This window comes from Streptomyces melanogenes, from assembly GCF_014649795.1.
GTDB lineage: Bacteria > Actinomycetota > Actinomycetes > Streptomycetales > Streptomycetaceae > Streptomyces > Streptomyces noboritoensis.
In genome coordinates this window covers 22,443-39,847 of sequence record NZ_BMTS01000022.1, presented here as the reverse complement: position 1 = coordinate 39,847, position 17,405 = coordinate 22,443, and the positions used below count along the sequence as shown (strand labels likewise).

The window sequence follows — 17,405 nt, the reverse complement described above, 5'->3', positions numbered from 1 at the left end:
ATCCGGCTCACCCGGACGAGTGGCGTGGATTCAGGACGCGGCGCTCAGCTTGGCCACCCGGTCGGCGTCGCAGGTACGCGGACAGGTGACACAGGTGTCCTCGGGGCGCAGGGTGTAGAAGAGGCAGCAGCTGGCCCGGTCGCGGGTCGGCAGCGGCTCGCCCGCCGGACCGCTCAGCTCGCGGAAGCCCGCGGCGCCCACGTACGGCTTGGTGGAACCAGGCAGCAGCAGCTCCAGCTCGCCCATCGCCCGCCGCTCTTCGCCGAGCAGCGCCGCCACGTACCAGAGCCCCTCGACGACCTCGTCGGTCGCCATGCCCCACAGCGCCCGCCTGCCGCGCCGCATCCGGGGCCCGAAGCCGTCGAGGACCGGGCCGAGGTGCTCGGCGACGGCCGCGCGGACCTCGGCGCGCAGCGCCTCCTCGTCCGGGACGACCCGGGCGCCGGGCAGGGCGGCGGCGGGGTCCCCGGGCAGGCACGCGAACTCGCGCACCCGCACGGTCAGCCGTCCCAGCGTGCGCTGGAAGGAGACGTCCTCGACGGGCACGCGCGGCACCCGGCGGTGCAGGAACCACGGCACCGTGATGAGCAGGCAGGCGGGCCAGGCGTAGCGGTGGAAGCCGAAGGAGGCGATGACGTCGGGGCGGGCCCGCTGCCCGTAGTCGCGCAGGACCTGCTCGTCGTCCCAGCCCAGGAAGGCGTCCAGGGCGTCCCCGCCGGAGGCGAGCTGGTGCGCGCCGACCCAGCCGGGGGATTCTGGGGCCCGCTCGCCGTCCGCGAGCTCATGGACCCGGACGCCGGGGTAGACATCGGCGAGGCGCGCGTAGGACGCGGCCAAGGGGCTCGGGAGCAGCGTGGACACAGTCATGCAGGGACCACCGAATCACGATCGTTTGCAGGTAAGGCTTACCTTAGCGGATGTGCGCGATGTTTGAACTGCCGCTTTGTCCGCCTATGGTGCTGGGGGAATACCGAGCGGTAGGAGGGCCTGGGGTGGAGCAGGGCAGAGCACGCGAGACGGCGGTGCCGCCGTTCGGGTCTCCCCGTGTGCCCGCGCAGGCCCGGGTGGAGGGTGATCCCTTCACGGCCGTACGGGGTGGTGAGGCGCGCGGTGAGCACACCCACAGCGAGCCGCCCGCGCCCCAGGTCCGCCGCTACTCCGTACGTGGCCAGATCCTGGAGGCGCTGCGGGCCGCGCTGGTCGACGGCGAGCTGGTGCCGGGCGAGGTGTACTCGGCGCCGGTGCTGGGCGAGCGGTTCGGCGTCTCGGCCACCCCGGTGCGCGAGGCGATGCAGCGGCTCGCCTCCGAGGGCGCCGTCGAGGTCGTCCCGAACCGGGGCTTCCGGGTCACCGAGCGGGGGCCGCGCGAGCTGGCCGAGCTGGCGGAGGTGCGGGCGCTGATCGAGGTGCCGGTGATGCTGCGGCTCGCCCGGTCCGTGCCCGCCGCGCGCTGGGCCGAGCTGCGGCCGCTGGCCGAGGCGACGACGCAGGCGGCGGCGGTGGGGGACCGGGCGGGGTACGCGGAGTCGGACCGCGCCTTCCACCGTGCGGTCCTGGCGCTCGCCGGGAACCAGCAGCTGCTCGCGGTGGCGGAGGACCTCCACCGCCGCTCCCAGTGGCCCCTGACGGCCGCGCCGGTCGCCCGGCAGGGGGAGCTGGTGGCGGACGCGGCGGAGCACTTGGCGTTGCTGGACGCACTGATCGCCCAGGATCTGACGGTTGTGCAGACCCTTGTGCGGGAGCACTTCACGGGGTCGGCGCTTTAACGCTGCGCGGTCGGGCGCGGGTCCGCTGTGGCTGGTCGCGCAGTTCCCCGCGCCCCTTAAATGCCGCTTCGCGGCATCCGCCTTTAGGGGCGCGGGGAACTGCGCGACCAGCCCACCACCGGCCCGCAGACAAAGACGCGCCTAATCGGTCACGTGGCCGCCGCTGTCGGCGTCAGATGGCTCGCCAGCCACGTCGGCACGCCACCCAGCAGGCGGAACAGCCGCGCCGCCTCCGTGCGCAGACGGGCCGCCTCCGGCTCCGGCTCCGCGTCCGCCAGGGCGGCCAGCGCCGGGGCCGTGCCGACCAGATAGCCCAGCTCCTCGCGGATCCGCAGGGACTCCGCGAAGCCGTGCCGCGCCTCCGCCAACTCCCCGTCGCGCAGGGCGAGTCCGGCCAGATGGCGCCAGGTGAAGGAGAGCAGCAGCGTGTCGCCGTGCGCGGTGGCGCCCGCGTGGGCGCGGCGGTAGGCGGCGCGGGCCGCCTGCGGCGCGTCCGCCACGTTCTCCGCGAGCAGCCCACGCCGGAAGTCGAGCAGCGCCCGGCTCCGCGCGGCCGGGGCGATCAGCGCGGCCGCCCGGCCCAGCGCCGACCGGGCCTCGTCGGCGCGGTCGCGCACCCCGAGCAGCGTCGAGGCGTACGCGAGCTGGCCGCGCTCGCACGCCGCCGCACCGCGCTCCTCGTCGTCCCCGGCCACCGCCTCGGCGCCGCGCAGCGCCTCCTCGGCCTCCGCCCAGCCGTCCCCGGTGTACAGACAGCGCTCGGTGAGCAGCGCGGCCCGCTGGAGCGCCGCGGCGGGCTCGGCGCCGTGCGGTTCGAGCAGGGCGGCCGCGTCCGTCCAGCAGCCGCGCGAGCGCAGCCGCCATACCGCGGTCTGGAGCGGATCCCCGTTCTCTGCAGTCGTTCCGGAATCAGACATGGCGGAGTACGCCACGTTGCCCTCCCCGAGCGCGCCATTGAGCCGTTGAGTCCGAGCTGTTGAGTCGTGTGGCGAATCTCAGCACGGATTGGCACGCCGGGCCAAGGGCAATGCGTGAATTCCTTCACAAACGGCGAATTGCGGTGCGTCCAGGTGGTGTTCCGGCCCGGCCGCGCCGTCCGCGCGCCCCCTCAGCTCATCCGCAGGGCCAGGAAGAAGTCCAGTTTGTCCTCCAGGCGCGAAAGATCACGACCCGTCAGTTGCTCGATCCGGCCCACCCGGTAGCGCAAGGTGTTGACGTGCAGATGCAGTCGCGTGGCGCAGCGGGTCCAGGAGCCGTCGCAGTCGAGGAACGCCTCCAGGGTCGGGATGAGCTCGGCACGGTGGCGCCGGTCGTAGTCGCGCAGCGGGTCGAGCAGCCGGGCCGTGAAGGCGCGGCGCACGTCGTCCGGGACGAACGGCAGCAGCAGCACGTGCGAGGCCAGCTCGTGGTGGCCGGCCGCGCAGACCCGGCCCGGGCGGGCGGCGGCGACCCGGCGGGCGTGCCGGGCCTCCTCCAGGGCGCCGCGCAGCCCCTCCGCCGAGTGCACGGCGGCGCTGACACCGAGTGTCAGGCGCCCGTCGTCGGCCAGGCCCGCCGAGAGCGGCGCCTGGACCGCGGCGAGCAGCGCGTCCGCGTGCAGCCCGCCGTCCGTGCCCTCGCCGACCGCGGGCAGCGGCACCAGCGCGATGGCCTCGTCGCCCGCGTGGGCGACCGCGATCCGGTCCGAGGACTCGGAGCCCGTCACGGCCGGGTCGACCAGTATTTCCTCAAGGAGGGCCTGGGCGACCGGGCCGCCCGCGACCTCGGTGCCGGCGGCCGCCGACTGGGTCCAGTCGACCCGGGCCACGATCACCTGCCAGTGCGGCGCCGAGCCGAGGCCCGGCAGCAGCACCGGAGCGGCGACCCGCAGCCGGGCCGCGATCTCGGCGGGCGCGGCGCCCGTCTGCACCAGCTCCAGGACCTCCTGGGCGAGCCGGCGGCGTACCGTACGGGCCGCGTCGCGGCGGTCGCGCTCCACGGCGATCAGCTGGGTGACGCCCTGGAGCAGGTCGAGCCGGGCGGCGGGCCAGTCGCCCGCGTCCGCCTCCACGGCCAGCAGCCAGTCCGACAGCACCGTCTCGCGCACGTCGCGGGCGGCCGGGGCGGCCCCGCGCCCGCTGTGCCGGATCGGGAACAGCGAGTACGTGGTGCCCTGGACCAGCGCCCGGTGCGGGCCCCGGCGGCCGGTGCGGGTCGCACCGAGGTGTTCGCCCGCCAGGGTGGCGCCGACGGACGGGGCGAGCGGCTCGCCCGCGCCCGCGATCTGCCGCCCGGTGGGGGAGAGCACCCAGGCCCGCAGGTCCAGGTCGGAGCCGAGCAGGTCCAGGACGACCTCGGGGCCGCCGCCCGCCGGGCCGGACGTCATCAGCCGCCGGTGCCGGTCGACCACGGCCGCCAGGTCCCCGGCCCGCTCGCCGGAGACCTGGCGCACCACGTGCTCGGTGATGGTGGCGAAGGCGACCGACTCGTTCACCGCGAACAGCGGCAGCCGGTGCTGTGCACACGCACGGATCAGGTCATCCGGGATCGCGCCCAGCTCGGCCTCGCCGGCCGCCAGGCCGACCACCCCGGCTCCGGCCAGGATCCGTACGAATGGCTCGGAATCGTCGGCGTCGCGGCGCCAGGCGAGGCCGGTCAGGACCAGCTCGCCGCCGGAGAGATAGCGGCTCGGATCGCGCAGGTCAGTGGTCATCACACCGCGTACGGTGCGGTCCAGCTCGTCCTCGCCGCCGAGCAGCCGCAGCCCCAGCGCGTCGGTCTCCAGAAGTGCGCGCAGCCGCATCGCGTGTCGCCGCCGATCTGTCTTGTTGTTGCCGGTGGAAAGCGGTGGGGTTACTGAGCACCGCCTTTCATACGAATCTACAAGACGTAGATGGAGACCAGCCAACTCCTTCATGGTTTCGGTGACTGCACCCGGCGGAGTGAGGCTTGTGTACTGGGGCCACACAGCGTTAACAGCACATGAACGACCTCAACAGCCGAGGGCCTGCCGTCCCCGGGACTCGCGCGAACGACCCCGATTGAGAAGAAGAGAGCCACTCATGGACTTCCTTCGCCCCGCCAGCTGGGAGGAGGCGCTCGCCGCCAAGGCCGAGCACCCCACGGCTGTGCCCATTGCGGGTGGCACCGATGTGATGGTCGAGATCAACTTCGACCACCGCCGGCCCGAGTACCTTCTGGACCTCAACCGCATCGAGCTGCTGCGCGCCTGGGAAGTCGGCGAGGAGACCGTACGGCTCGGCGCGTCCGTGTCGTACACCCAGATCATGGAGAACCTGCGGGCCGAGCTGCCGGGCCTGGCGCTCGCCTCGCACACCGTCGCCTCCCCGCAGATCCGCAACCGCGGCGGTGTCGGCGGCAACCTCGGCACGGCCTCGCCCGCCGGTGACGCCCACCCGGCGCTGCTCGCCGCGGGCGCCGAGGTCGAGGTGGAGTCGGTGCGCGGCTCCCGGCTGATCCCGATCGACGCGTTCTACACCGGTGTGAAGCGCAACGCGATGGCGCCGGACGAGCTCATCAAGACCGTCCACATCAAGAAGGCGGACGGCCCCCAGCAGTACTCCAAGGTCGGCACCCGCAACGCGATGGTCATCGCGGTCTGCGCCTTCGGCCTGGCGCTGCACCCCGAGACCCGCACGGTCCGCACGGGCATCGGCTCGGCCGCCCCGACCCCGGTCCGCGCCAAGGCCGCCGAGGAGTTCCTGAACGCCGCGCTCGACGAGGGCGGGTTCTGGGAGAGCGGCAGGATCATCACCCCCTCGATCGCCAAGCAGTTCGCGGAGCTCGCCTCCGCCTCCTGCAACCCGATCGACGACGTACGAGGCACTGCCAAGTACCGCCGGCACGCCGTGGGCATCATGGCCCGCCGCACGCTCGGCTGGACCTGGGAGCAGTACCGCGGCACCGGCCGCTCGCTTGAAGGAGCTGCATAACCATGCGCGTCAATTTCACGGTCAACGGCCGCAAGCAGGAAGCCGACGACGTATGGGAGGGCGAGAGCCTCCTCTACGTCCTGCGCGAGCGCATGGGTCTTCCGGGTTCGAAGAACGCCTGTGAGCAGGGTGAATGCGGCTCCTGCACGGTCCGCCTGGACGGGGTGCCGGTCTGTTCGTGCCTGGTCGCGGCAGGTCAGGTCGAGGGCCGCGAGGTCGTCACGGTCGAGGGCCTGGCCGACTACGCCAAGCACCGGGAGGACGCCCACCCCGGTGGCGGCTGCGCCTCCGGGGCCTGCGGCACCTCCATCGACGCCGCCCAGCGCTGGCAGGCCAAGCCCGTCGACGGCCAGACTGGAGAGGCGGGCGCCCTGTCCCCGATCCAGCAGGCGTTCATCGACGCCGGCGCCGTCCAGTGCGGTTTCTGCACCCCGGGTCTGCTGGTCGCCGCCGACGAGCTCCTGGAGCGCAACGCCTCCCCGTCCGACCAGGACATCCGAGAGGCCCTCTCCGGCAACCTCTGCCGCTGCACCGGTTACGAGAAGATCCTCGACGCGGTCCGCCTCGCGGCCGCCCGTCAGGAAGAGGCGGTCTGACGATCATGGCCACCACTGGTACTCCCACCAACATCACCCAGGGCTCCAAGACCAAGGGCGGCATCGGCGAGTCGACGCTGCGCCCGGACGGCACCCTCAAGGTCACCGGCGAGTTCGCGTACTCCTCGGACATGTGGCACGAGGACATGCTCTGGGGCCAGACCCTGCGCTCCACGGTCGCCCACGCCGAGATCAGGTCGATCGACATCTCCGAGGCCGTCGCGATGCCCGGCGTCTACGCCGTGCTGACCTACGACGACCTGCCCACCGAGGTGAAGAACTACGGCCTGGAGATCCAGGACACCCCGGTCCTGGCCCACGGCAAGGTCCGCCACCACGGCGAGCCGGTGGCGCTGGTCGCCGCCGACCACCCGGAGACCGCGCGCCGCGCCGCCGCCAAGATCAAGATCGAGTACGTGGAGCTGCCGGTCATCACGGACGAGGCGTCCGCGACCGCCCCCGACGCGATCCTGGTCCACGAGGGCCGCGACGACCACCACATCGGCCACGTCCCGCACCCCAACATCGTGCACCGCCAGCCGATCGTGCGCGGCAACGCCGACGAGGCCGCCAAGCGCGCCGACGTGATCGTCAAGGGCGAGTACACCTTCGGCATGCAGGACCAGGCCTTCCTCGGCCCCGAGTCCGGTCTCGCCGTGCCGTCCGAGGACGGCGGCGTCGAGCTGTACGTGGCCACCCAGTGGCTGCACTCGGACCTCAAGCAGATCGCCCCCGTCCTCGGTCTGCCCGAGGAGAAGGTCCGCATGACGCTCTCCGGCGTCGGCGGCGCCTTCGGCGGCCGCGAGGACATCTCGATGCAGATCCACGCCTGCCTCCTGGCGCTGCGCACCGGCAAGCCGGTCAAGATCGTCTACAACCGGTTCGAGTCCTTCTTCGGCCACGTCCACCGCCACCCGGCGAAGCTCTACTACGAGCACGGCGCCACCAAGGACGGCAAGCTCACGCACATGAAGTGCAAGATCGTCCTGGACGGCGGCGCCTACGCGTCGGCCTCCCCGGCGGTCGTCGGCAACGCCTCCTCCCTGAGCGTCGGCCCGTACGTCATCGACGACGTCGACATCGAGGCGATCGCGCTCTACACCAACAACCCGCCCTGCGGCGCCATGCGCGGCTTCGGCGCGGTCCAGGCGTGCTTCGCGTACGAGGCCCAGATGGACAAGCTGGCGGCGAAGCTGGGCATCGACCCGGTCGAGTTCCGGCAGCTGAACGCCATGGAGCAGGGCACGATCATGCCGACCGGCCAGCCGGTCGACTCCCCGGCCCCGGTGGCCGAGCTGCTTCGCCGCATCAAGGCCCGTCCGCTGCCGCCCGAGCAGCAGTGGGCGACCGCCGGCGAGCAGGCGGATGTGCGCGCGCTGCCCGGCGGCCTGTCCAACACCACGCACGGCGAGGGTGTCGTACGGGGCGTGGGCTACGCGGTCGGCATCAAGAACGTCGGCTTCTCCGAGGGCTTCGACGACTACTCCACCGCCAAGGTGCGCATGGAGGTCGTCGGCGGCGAGCCGGTCGCGACCGTGCACACCGCGATGGCGGAGGTCGGCCAGGGCGGTGTCACCGTCCACGCGCAGATCGCCCGCACCGAGCTCGGCGTCACGCAGGTGACCATCCACCCGGCCGACACCCAGGTCGGCTCGGCCGGTTCGACGTCGGCCTCGCGTCAGACGTACGTCACCGGCGGCGCGGTCAAGAACACCTGCGAGCACGTCCGCGAGGCCGTCCTGGAGATCGGCCGCCGCAAGTTCGGCTCCTACCACCCGGCCTGGGCCACCGCCGAGCTCCTCCTGGAGGGCGGCAAGGTCGTCACCGACGGCGGCGAGGTCCTCGCGGACCTGGTCGACGTCCTGGAGGACGAGGCGGTGGAGCTGGAGCTGGAGTGGCGCCACCGCCCCACCGAGGCGTTCGACCTGCGCACCGGCCAGGGCAACGGCCACGTCCAGTACTCGTTCGCCGCGCACCGCGCGGTCGTCGAGGTGGACACCGAGCTCGGCCTGGTCAAGGTCGTCGAGCTGGCGGTCGCCCAGGACGTCGGCAAGGCGCTCAACCCGCTGTCCGTCGTCGGCCAGATCCAGGGTGGCACCACCCAGGGCCTGGGCGTGGCGGTCATGGAGGAGATCATCGTCGACCCGAAGACCGCGAAGGTGCGCAACCCCTCCTTCACGGACTACCTGATCCCCACCATCCTCGACACGCCGACCATCCCGGTCGACGTGCTCGAACTCGCCGACGAGCACGCCCCGTACGGGCTGCGCGGCATCGGCGAGGCCCCGACCCTGTCGTCCACCCCGGCCGTCCTCGCGGCGATCCGGAACGCGACGGGCCTGGAGCTGAACAGGACCCCGGTCCGCCCCGAGCACCTCACGGGCACCGAGTCGTCCTGACCCCCCGAACCCTCCGGGCGGTGCGTGCCTCCCAGGAACGTCACACTTCCCAGCCGCCCGCACCGCCCGGAGCACAGAAGTACCGCACCGCTCGCGGTCCTTCACCACCGCACCACCAGCACCACAAGGCAGTACCCCATGAGCAGTACCCGAATGACCCAGCAGCATCCCCGTACGGCGGTACCGGACCGGTACCCCCGCCGTACGCGGAAACGTTCGTCTCGGGCCGTCCCCCGGGTCGTGCAGCCCACGCACCATCCCAAATCCCGCAGCTTGTCTGACTGAGATCTCAAGTCTTATGCGGGTGCCCCTTTGAACCTTGGGAGTAGGCACCATGACCCAGCAGTCTGTGGAGCCCAAGACCACCGCCGAGGAGGCGGGCTCCGGCTCGCGCGTCCCCGCCGGAAGGTCCTGGCTCGACCGGTACTTTCACATAACGGACAGAGGATCCACGGTCGCGCAAGAGGTGCGCGGCGGCATCACCACCTTCATGGCGATGTGCTACATCCTCCTGCTCAACCCGCTGATCCTCTCGACGCCCGACGTCGACAAGCACACGCTGGGCCATGCGGGCCTGGTGACGGCCACCGCCCTCGCGGCCGCCGTCAGCACCCTGCTGATGGGCTTCATCGGCAAGGTCCCGCTCGCGCTCGCCGCCGGACTCAACGTCTCCGCGGCCCTGACCACCCAGGTGGTCCCCAACATGACCTGGCCGCAGGCCATGGGCATGTGCGTCATGTACGGCGTGGTCATCATGCTGCTGGTCGTCACCGGCCTCCGCGAGATGATCATGAACGCCATCCCGCTGCCCCTCAAGCACGCGATCACCATGGGCATCGGCATGTTCGTCGCCCTGCTCGGCCTGGTGAAGGCCGGCTTCGTCGGCAAGGGCCAGGGCGGCCCCGTCACCCTCGGCGCCACCGGTGAACTGGTCGGCTGGCCGGTCCTGTTCTTCTCGGTGACCCTGCTCCTGATCTTCGCCCTCCAGGCGCGCAACATCCCCGGCGCGATCCTGATCGGCATCGTGACCGGCACGGTCCTCTCGCTCGTCGTCACCAAGGCCGGCGGACTGTCCGACAAGGACTGGGGCGGAGCCGCCCCCGGCCTGAACGGCAGCGCGGTCTCCAAGCCCGACTTCGGACTCTTCGGCGACGTCGAGTTCGGCGGCTGGGGCCAGATCGGCGCCATCAGCGTCGGCATGATCGTCTTCACCCTGGTGCTCGCCGGGTTCTTCGACGCGATGGCCACCATCATCGGCGTCGGCCAGGAGGCCAAGCTCGCCGACGACAAGGGCCGGATGCCGGGCCTGTCCAAGGCGCTGTTCATCGACGGCGCGGGCGGCGCGATCGGCGGCGTCTCCGGCGCCTCCGGCCAGACCGTCTTCATCGAGTCCGCGACCGGCGCCGGCGAGGGCGCGCGCACCGGCCTCTCCTCGGTCGTCACCGGTCTCTTCTTCGCGGCCTGTCTCTTCTTCACCCCGCTCACCCAGCTGGTCCCGGCCCAGGTGGCCGCGGCCGCCCTGGTCGTGATCGGCTCGATGATGATGAGCGCGGCGCGGCACGTCGACTGGAACGACCGCTCGGTGTCGATCCCGGTGTTCCTCACCGTGGCCCTGATGCCGTTCACGTACAACATCACCGCCGGAGTCGGCGCGGGCGTCATCGCCTACACCGTCATCAAGGCGGCGCAGGGCAAGTGGCGGGAGATCGGCGGGTTCATGTGGGCCCTGTCCGGCATCTTCCTCGTCTACTTCGCCCTCAGCCCCATCGAGAGCTGGCTGAACGTCAAGTAGGCACCGACCGGGGCGTACGACCGGACGCCCTCCACCCATCCGCTGGTTAAGGAGACCGAACATGCTGGACATCGCCGAAGAGCTCAACCGGTGGGTCGAGCAGGGCCGCAGCTTCGCCGTCGCCACCGTGGTGGCCGTCGGCGGCAGCGCTCCGCGCCAGCCCGGCGCCGCCCTCGCGGTGGACTCCGACGGCACGGCGATCGGCTCGGTCTCCGGCGGATGTGTGGAGGGCGCGGTCTACGAGCTGTGCCAGCAGGCGCTGGAGGACGGCGAGCCCGTCCTCGAACGCTTCGGCTACAGCGACGAGGACGCGTTCGCGGTCGGCCTCACCTGTGGCGGCGTCATCGACATCCTGGTGACCCCGGTCCCCGCGGACTCGCCCGCCCGGGCGGTGTTCGCTTCGGCACTGGCCACGGCGGCGCGCGGCGGGGCGGCGGCGGTCGCCCGCATCACCGAGGGCCCCGCCGACCTGGTGGCCCGCCCGCTCCTGGTCCACCCCGACGGTACGTACGAGGGCGCCCTCGGCGGCCACCCCGAGCTGGACCGGGCGGTGGCGGACGAGGCGCGGGCCATGCTGGACGCGGGCCGCACGGGCACGCTGACGCTGGGCGCCGACGGCCGGCTGTGCGGGCAGCCGCTCACGGTCCTGGTCGAGTCGAGCGTGCCGCCGCCGCGCATGATCGTCTTCGGTGCGATCGACTTCGCGTCGGCGCTGGTGCGGGTGGGGAAGTTCCTCGGCTACCGGGTCACGGTGTGCGACGCGCGGCCCGTGTTCGCCACGGCGACGCGGTTTCCGGACGCGGACGAGATCGTGGTGGAGTGGCCGCACCGGTACCTGGAGTCGACGGAGGTCGACTCTCGTACGGTGCTGTGCGTGCTGACCCACGACGCGAAGTTCGATGTGCCGTTGCTTGAGTTGGCGCTGCGGTTGCCGGTGGCGTACGTGGGTGCGATGGGGTCGCGCCGTACGCACGAGGACCGCAACGCGCGGCTGCGTGAAGTCGGCGTCACGGAGCTTGAGCTGGCCCGCCTGCGCTCGCCGATCGGCCTCGATCTTGGTGCGCGTACGCCGGAGGAGACGGCGCTGTCCATCGCGGCGGAGATCGTGGCGAACCGCCGTGGCGGGACGGGCGCGTCGCTGACGGGCGCGCACACCCCAATCCACCACGACGGCCCGGAGGCGCCGGTGGGCCGGATAGGTTCGGTGGCGTAACTTCCCCCACCCCACCCCACCCCACCTCGCCCCTTCCCGAAAGCCCTCGGCCGGGCGGCTTGATTCGTCGTCTGCGGGCCGTCCCCAACTGGTCGCGCAGTTCCCCGCGCCCCTTAGATGCGCCCCTTCGGGCCGCTCAGGGGATTGCCGCGTAGCGGCATCTTCAGGGGCGCGGGGAACTGCGCGACCAGCCATCCACGGTCCGCAGACGAACCCCCCACCCCCGGAGGGTTCAGGGAAGGGGCGGGGAGGGGCTCTCCTCCGGGGACGCCAGCGCGTCGCCCAGCCCCGTCCGCGCGTACAGCACCACCCTCCCCGCCCGAGCCCGGCTCACCAGCCCCGTCCGGTGCAGCACGGACAGGTGGTGGGAGACCGCGCTCGGCGTGACGGACAGGCGGCGGGCCAGTTCCGTCGTGGACGCCGGGCCGTCCAGGGACACGAGCAGCGCCGCCTTGGGGGCGCCCACCAGCGAGGCCAGGGCACCCGGCGGGCGCGGCGGACGAGCCTCCCACAGCGTCCCCACCCCCCGCGCCGGATACGCGATGGTGGGCGGCTCAGCAGGCCCCACCGGACTGATCGCGTGCTGCGCGAACAGCGTCGGCACCAGCCAGAACCCCCGCCCGTCCACCGAAGCCCCCAGATGCAGATCGCGGTGCACGAAGAGCGTCAGCTCCCCGCCCCGCCACACCGCCGTCGGATCCAGCGACGTGAGCAGCGCCGCCGCCCCCTCGCGCGCCAGCAGCCGCGCCCGCCACACCATGTCCGCCTCCAGGACGGCCCGCATCCGCGGCCAGTGCGGCGCCAGCGCCAGCAGCCAGTAGGCCTCCACCACATCGGCGACGGCGTCCCGCAACCCGCGGGGATCCACGGCCAGTTCGGCCAGGCGCGGCGGCAGCTCGCGGCCCGCGTACGCCGCCCGTACGTCCGCCAGCGCCTTCGACGGCGGCGTCGCCCGCACCCGCCGCAGCTCGTCCCCCACCTCCGGCAGCGGCGAGTCGGGGCGCGGCGTGACGAAGTCCGGGATCCAGCCGCTGCCACGCACGGTCAGCTCCCCGAGCAACTCCCGGTCGAGCCCGGACGCGGCCTCCAGCGCCGCCCGGGTGCGCCGCACCCACGGCAGGTGCAGCGTGTACTTGTCGGCGCGCCGCAGCGCCCACAGGCTGGTCGCGGTCTCCAGGAGCGGCGAGCAGGCGAAGCGCATGTCGGCGAGGTCGTCGACGCCGAGTCGGTAGCTGAGCATTGAGCCCCAGCCTAAATGTCTGTCGCCGCGCGGCGGAAGGCCGTTGGCTGGGGGCATGTCCTCCACCTCCTCCGGGGTGGCAGCCCTGCTGCCACCCCGCGGCCCGCTGCGCGCATACGCCCTCACCACCCTCGTCGACTGGATCGGCAACGGCCTCTTCCACACCGGCGCCGCCCTCTTCTTCACCCGGGTCGTCGGGCTCGGCGCCACCCAGGTCGGCCTCGGCCTGACCATCGCCGCCCTGCTCGGACCCGCCGTCGCCGTCCCGGCCGGGCGGCTCGGCGACCGCTTCGGCCACCGCCGGGTCTATCTGGCCACCGTGCTCGTCCGGGCCGTCGCCTTCGCCGGATACCTGCTCGTCGACGGCTTCGCCGCCTTCCTCGCCGTCGTCTGCGCGATCGCCCTGGCCGAGAGCGCGTCCCGGCCGGTCCGCGGCGCCTACCTGGCCCGCATCGCGGACGACTCGGCGCTGGTCGCGGTCAGCGCGTACACCCGCGTCATGCTCAACATCGGCTTCTCGCTGGGCAGTCTGGGCGCGGGCGCCGCCCTGGCCGCCGACTCCCGTACCGGATACGCGGCCCTCGTCCTGGGCAACTGCCTCTCGTACGCGATCGTCGCCGCCATCGTGGTCCGGATGCCGGACGACGGCCCGCGCGCGGCACCGGAGGCGGCCGACCGGCCCGCCGGCCGCCGGGGCGCCCTGCGCGACCGCCGCTTCCTCGCCCTCGCCGCGCTCTCCGGGCTGCTCTACGTCAACGCCGACATCCTCAACCTCGGCCTCCCGCTGTGGATCTCGTCCCGTACGCACGCGCCGACCTGGACGGTCGCGGTGCTGATGCTGCTCAACACCGGGCTGGTGATCCTGCTCCAGGTGCGGGCCGCGCGCGGCAGCGACACCGTTGCGGGGGCGGCGGTCGCGGGCCGGCGTGCCGGCTGGGCGCTGCTCGGAGCCTGCGCGGCCACGGCCACCACGGCCGCGCTGCCGCCGGTGCCCGCCGTGCTGGTGCTCGCGGTCGGCGTGGTCCTGCTGACGGCGGGCGAACTGCTCTCCTCGGCGAGCGGCTGGGGCATCTCGTACGGCCTCGCCGACCCTCCCCCAAGCTCTCTAACGAGCAGGGGGGACCCCCATCGCCTGGGCGAGTTCCTGGGCGCCTGGAGCCTCGGCTCCGACGTGGCGAGAGCGGGCGGCCCGCTCCTGGTCGCGGCGCTGGTCACGCACGGGGGAGCGCCGGGCTGGCTGCTGCTCGGCACGCTGTTCCTGGCGGCCGGGACCGTCACCGTGCCGCTCGCCGGGCGCGGGGCCGTCGACCGCGGCAAGGTGGCGGCCGGTTCACCCGGCTGAGCCGCCCGCCCCGAAATTCGGATGACTGTCCGATTCGGCCGGGTTAGTGTCGAGGAATGGATCAACTGCGCTTCCGCGATGTTCCCGAAGCCCATGTCGACCGCGCTCTCGCACTCGGATACCTCGCGTTCCACGAACGGCCCGAGGACGAGGAGATCCGCAAGTACCACCGCGAGGCACTCCTCGACTGCGACCGGGTGGGTGCCTACGACGGTGACGTCCTCGTCGGCTTCCTCGCCGCCTTCCGGTTCACGATCTCCGTCCCCGGAGGCGAACTCCCTTGCCCCGGGCTGACGTTCGTGTGCGTGGCCCCCACCCACCGCCGCCGGGGTGTCCTCACCGGCATGATGGCCGAGCTCTTCCGCCGCGCCGCCGCCGAGGGGCGAGCGGTCGCCGCGCTGTGGGCCTCCGAGGCCGCCATCTACGGCCGCTACGGCTACGGTTCGGCCACCCACGGCGCCACCGTGGAGATCGACTCCAGCCGTCCGCTCGCCCTGCGCGTCGCCCCCGACGAGCGTCCGCTGCGGCTGGTCGATCCGCTGGACGCCCCCGCGCTCCTCGGGCCGTACTACGACGCGACCCGCGCCCGCACGCCCGGCCGGATCGCCCGCGACGCGGTCCGCTGGCGCAAGGAGTGGCTGGCCGACAAGGACCAGGAGGACGACGAGCTGAGCCCGCCGAGGATCGTCGCCCTCGGCTCCCCGGACGAGCCCCTCGGCGGGTACGCGGTGTACCGCACCAAGGGCGGTGACGAGGACGCCGGTACGCCGGGTCTGGTCCGCGTCGACGAGCTGGAGGCCGACACCCCGGCGGGCGCGGCCGCGCTGTGGCGGTATCTGGCCGCGATCGACCTGACCGGCCGGGTCCGGTACTGGGGCGGCGCCCCCGACGACCCGCTGCATCACTTCGCGGCCGACCGCGACCAGGTCCGCGTCACCCAGACGTTCCCGGCGCTGTGGCTGCGCCTGCTCGATGTGCGCGCCGCGCTCACCGCGCGCTCCTGGGCGGCCCCGGCGGACCTGGTCGTCGAGGTGCGCGACGAGCGCGTACCGGCCAACGCGGGTCGCTTCCGGCTCACGGTCGCGCCGGGACCGGGCACCGGCACGGACCCCGCGTCGTACACCGCCTCGTACGGACCGACGGACGCCCGGCCCGACCTGGCCCTGGACGTGCGCGACCTCGGCGCCTGCTACCTCGGCGGCACCGACCCGCGCCACCTCGTGGCGGCGGGCCTGATCACCGAGCACACCCCGGGCGCGGCGGCGGCCCTGGGCGCGGCGCTGCGCCCGGACCGACTCCCGCACACCGTCGACGAGTTCTGACCCTCCGGCACCCCGCCTAGTCCGACTCGGGCGGGGTGTCGGACGTCGGCGAATACGGCTTGATGTCGAGCACCGGTGTGCCGTTGACCAGGTCCACGCCGTCGAAGTGGAGCACATTGCCCTTCACCTCGCGCACCCGCACCAGGCTCAGGCCGATGCGGTTGTGCCGGTTGGGCGTACGGGTGGCGTAGACGCCGGTCGTGCGGCCCGTCCCCTCCCAGCCGCGCGGCACCACCTGGAGGGGCGCGGTCTCCTCCTCGGTCTGGTCGTGCAGCCAGGTCAGCAGCCATGCGTACCAGCCCTCGGCGATGCCGTCGAGGCCTCCCGCATAGGGCTCGTAGAGCACGACGTGGCCCTGGTCCCCGTAGGCCAGCGTCGCCTGCGGCGGCGTCTCCTGGGGGCGGGCGTAATCGGTGACGACATAGCCGATCGGCGACAGCGGCACGACCGCGTCGGCGCCGAGAGGGGCGGGCGGGTGGGACACCTCGTATCTCCTCACACTGGGGGAACGCACGGGGGAACGCACTGGGGAACCACGTCAACCAAGCAGAACGACGGCGCACGGTGAACGACACCCGGCGCCGCCCCGGCGCGCAACGCCTGAAACACGCCGGTTGTGCGCCAACTTGAGAGACAGATGCCTGACAATCAATACCGCTGACAATATAGTGGGCAGCCGGGAGGTACGGCCCGAGTCGACGGGCCCGTCCGAGGAGGCAGCCCCGTGAGACTGAGTCCGCCGTTACCCGAACCGCCGGGCATAGCCGCCGCCGTGCTCTGGCTCCCGTCCCGCCGTCTGGACACCGCACGGGCGGTGGCGGACGGGCGGCTCGACCAGGAGACCGCCGACCGGCTCGGCTACAGAGCACTGAGCGAGAGCCCCGACCGGGCGGCCCCCGAAATGGCCGTGCTCGCCGCCCAGAAGGCGCTCGCCGACGCGGGCTGGTCCGGCGACGACCTGGGCCTGGTCGTCCACTCCTGGATCTACCACCAGGGCCATGACTTCTGGTCCGCGCCGCACTACGTGGCCCACGGCATCGGCGCCCGCCACGCCACCCCGATCGGGGTGCAGCAGACCTCCAACGGGGGCGTCGCCGCCCTGGAGGTGGCCGCCGCCCGGCTCGCCCTGGACCCCACGGTCAACCGGTGCCTGGTGACCACCGCCGACCGGTTCGTGGAGCCCGGCTTCGACCGCTGGTCCGGCGACATCGACGTGGCGTACGGGGACGCGGCCACCGCGCTCCTCCTCGACCGCGACGCGGGCCCCTACCGGCTGCTCGCCATCGCGTCCGTGAGCGTCCCCGAGTACGAGGTGCTCTACCGGGGCGACGACGCCTTCACCCCGGCGCCGCGCGGCACGTACGGGACGATCAGCGCCCGGCGCACCAAACTCTCCTTCCGGGCGGGCGGCGGCTGGCCCAAGTTCGTCGCCGTGCTGCGCCGGTCCGTGCAGCGCGTGGTGCTCGACGCCATCGCGGACGCCGGGCTCACCCCGGCCGACCCCAGACTGCGCTACCTGGTCCTGCCCCGCCTCAGCACGGGCGCGCTCAGCCAGTTCTACGGGCCGTCCGTCCATGAACTCGCCCTGCCCCACACGGAGTTGCTCGACCTGGGCCGCGACACCGGGCACCTCGGCGCCGGGGACCCGGTGGCCAACCTCGCCACCCTCCAGGCGGACGACCGGCTCGCGCCGGGCGAGGTGGCGCTGTTCCTGAGCGCGGGCAACGGCTTCACCTGGTCCTGCGTCGCCATATCCCACGAATAGGGCGCCGGGTGTCACACCCGGGCGCCGAGGAACGTCTT

14 protein-coding genes are annotated in these 17,405 nt (G+C 72.9%); 9 read left to right on the top strand and 5 right to left on the bottom strand.

The window, feature by feature from the left end; translation table 11 throughout:
- Positions 1-30: 30 nt before the first annotated feature.
- Entirely contained in the window at positions 31-867 is an 837-nt protein-coding gene (locus tag IE252_RS34335; RefSeq protein WP_190093371.1) for a (2Fe-2S)-binding protein, read from the bottom strand.
- A gap of 125 nt (positions 868-992) precedes the next feature.
- On the opposite strand from IE252_RS34335, the gene IE252_RS34330 reads away from it, so the two are divergent.
- A complete protein-coding gene (locus IE252_RS34330) occupies positions 993-1,766 on the top strand; it encodes a GntR family transcriptional regulator (RefSeq protein WP_190093370.1) in 774 nt (257 codons plus the stop codon).
- A 149-nt stretch (positions 1,767-1,915) separates the two neighbouring features.
- Here the strand turns inward: IE252_RS34330 and IE252_RS34325 are convergent, their stop codons facing one another.
- On the bottom strand, positions 1,916-2,683 hold the full coding sequence (locus IE252_RS34325) for a hypothetical protein (RefSeq protein WP_190093369.1): 768 nt from the start codon (positions 2,681-2,683) through the stop codon (positions 1,916-1,918).
- A 191-nt stretch (positions 2,684-2,874) separates the two neighbouring features.
- Positions 2,875-4,548 (bottom strand): PucR family transcriptional regulator, encoded by a 1,674-nt coding sequence (locus IE252_RS34320; protein WP_190093368.1) that lies wholly within the window; start codon positions 4,546-4,548, stop codon positions 2,875-2,877.
- 259 nt (positions 4,549-4,807) lie between these two features.
- Between IE252_RS34320 and IE252_RS34315 the strand changes: the two genes are divergently transcribed.
- From IE252_RS34315 to IE252_RS34295, 5 genes are all read left to right on the top strand, one after another.
- On the top strand, positions 4,808-5,698 hold the full coding sequence (locus IE252_RS34315) for an FAD binding domain-containing protein (RefSeq protein ID WP_190093367.1): 891 nt from the start codon (positions 4,808-4,810) through the stop codon (positions 5,696-5,698).
- A 2-nt stretch (positions 5,699-5,700) separates the two neighbouring features.
- The gene (locus tag IE252_RS34310; protein WP_190093366.1) at positions 5,701-6,294 is read left to right on the top strand and encodes a (2Fe-2S)-binding protein; all 594 of its coding nucleotides are present in this window, start codon (positions 5,701-5,703) and stop codon (positions 6,292-6,294) included.
- A 5-nt stretch (positions 6,295-6,299) separates the two neighbouring features.
- Positions 6,300-8,693 carry a xanthine dehydrogenase family protein molybdopterin-binding subunit gene (locus IE252_RS34305; RefSeq protein WP_190093365.1) on the top strand — a complete coding sequence of 798 codons (2,394 nt, stop codon included), beginning with the start codon at positions 6,300-6,302 and terminating at the stop codon, positions 8,691-8,693.
- Positions 8,694-9,027: 334 nt separating this feature from the next.
- Complete coding sequence (locus IE252_RS34300) at positions 9,028-10,485, top strand: NCS2 family permease (RefSeq protein WP_190093364.1); 1,458 nt, start codon at positions 9,028-9,030, stop codon at positions 10,483-10,485.
- Positions 10,486-10,546: 61 nt separating this feature from the next.
- Complete coding sequence (locus IE252_RS34295; RefSeq protein ID WP_190093363.1) at positions 10,547-11,698, top strand: XdhC family protein; 1,152 nt, start codon at positions 10,547-10,549, stop codon at positions 11,696-11,698.
- A gap of 232 nt (positions 11,699-11,930) precedes the next feature.
- Here IE252_RS34295 and IE252_RS34290 read toward each other — a convergent pair whose 3' ends face one another.
- Entirely contained in the window at positions 11,931-12,938 is a 1,008-nt protein-coding gene (locus IE252_RS34290) for an ArsR/SmtB family transcription factor (RefSeq protein WP_190093362.1), read from the bottom strand.
- Positions 12,939-12,993: 55 nt separating this feature from the next.
- Here IE252_RS34290 and IE252_RS34285 point away from each other — a divergent pair, with 55 nt between their 5' ends.
- Together IE252_RS34285 and IE252_RS34280 are read left to right on the top strand one after the other, a co-directional pair.
- Complete coding sequence (locus IE252_RS34285) at positions 12,994-14,280, top strand: MFS transporter (protein WP_190093361.1); 1,287 nt, start codon at positions 12,994-12,996, stop codon at positions 14,278-14,280.
- A 56-nt stretch (positions 14,281-14,336) separates the two neighbouring features.
- The gene (locus IE252_RS34280; RefSeq protein ID WP_190093360.1) at positions 14,337-15,602 is read left to right on the top strand and encodes a GNAT family N-acetyltransferase; all 1,266 of its coding nucleotides are present in this window, start codon (positions 14,337-14,339) and stop codon (positions 15,600-15,602) included.
- 16 nt (positions 15,603-15,618) lie between these two features.
- On the opposite strand, the gene tsaA is transcribed toward IE252_RS34280, so the two are convergent.
- Positions 15,619-16,086 (bottom strand): tRNA (N6-threonylcarbamoyladenosine(37)-N6)-methyltransferase TrmO, encoded by a 468-nt coding sequence (tsaA, locus tag IE252_RS34275; RefSeq protein ID WP_229848976.1) that lies wholly within the window; start codon positions 16,084-16,086, stop codon positions 15,619-15,621.
- Between the two features lie 240 nt (positions 16,087-16,326).
- On the opposite strand from tsaA, the gene IE252_RS34270 reads away from it, so the two are divergent.
- The gene (locus IE252_RS34270; protein WP_190093359.1) at positions 16,327-17,367 is read left to right on the top strand and encodes a ketoacyl-ACP synthase III family protein; all 1,041 of its coding nucleotides are present in this window, start codon (positions 16,327-16,329) and stop codon (positions 17,365-17,367) included.
- The last annotated feature ends 38 nt before the right edge of the window (positions 17,368-17,405 follow it).

What these genes read in the sequence shown, in the direction of transcription:
- IE252_RS34315 (WP_190093367.1), top strand. Translation starts at nt 4,808, where the DNA reads ATGGACTTCCTTCGCCCCGCCAGCTGGGAGGAGGCGCTCGCCGCCAAG.
- IE252_RS34290 (WP_190093362.1), bottom strand. Translation starts at nt 12,938, where the DNA reads ATGCTCAGCTACCGACTCGGCGTCGACGACCTCGCCGACATGCGCTTC.
- IE252_RS34320 (WP_190093368.1), bottom strand. Translation starts at nt 4,548, where the DNA reads ATGCGGCTGCGCGCACTTCTGGAGACCGACGCGCTGGGGCTGCGGCTG.
- IE252_RS34335 (WP_190093371.1), bottom strand. Translation starts at nt 867, where the DNA reads ATGACTGTGTCCACGCTGCTCCCGAGCCCCTTGGCCGCGTCCTACGCG.
- IE252_RS34305 (WP_190093365.1), top strand. Translation starts at nt 6,300, where the DNA reads ATGGCCACCACTGGTACTCCCACCAACATCACCCAGGGCTCCAAGACC.
- IE252_RS34325 (WP_190093369.1), bottom strand. Translation starts at nt 2,683, where the DNA reads ATGTCTGATTCCGGAACGACTGCAGAGAACGGGGATCCGCTCCAGACC.
- IE252_RS34300 (WP_190093364.1), top strand. Translation starts at nt 9,028, where the DNA reads ATGACCCAGCAGTCTGTGGAGCCCAAGACCACCGCCGAGGAGGCGGGC.
- IE252_RS34285 (WP_190093361.1), top strand. Translation starts at nt 12,994, where the DNA reads ATGTCCTCCACCTCCTCCGGGGTGGCAGCCCTGCTGCCACCCCGCGGC.
- IE252_RS34295 (WP_190093363.1), top strand. Translation starts at nt 10,547, where the DNA reads ATGCTGGACATCGCCGAAGAGCTCAACCGGTGGGTCGAGCAGGGCCGC.
- IE252_RS34310 (WP_190093366.1), top strand. Translation starts at nt 5,701, where the DNA reads ATGCGCGTCAATTTCACGGTCAACGGCCGCAAGCAGGAAGCCGACGAC.
- IE252_RS34280 (WP_190093360.1), top strand. Translation starts at nt 14,337, where the DNA reads ATGGATCAACTGCGCTTCCGCGATGTTCCCGAAGCCCATGTCGACCGC.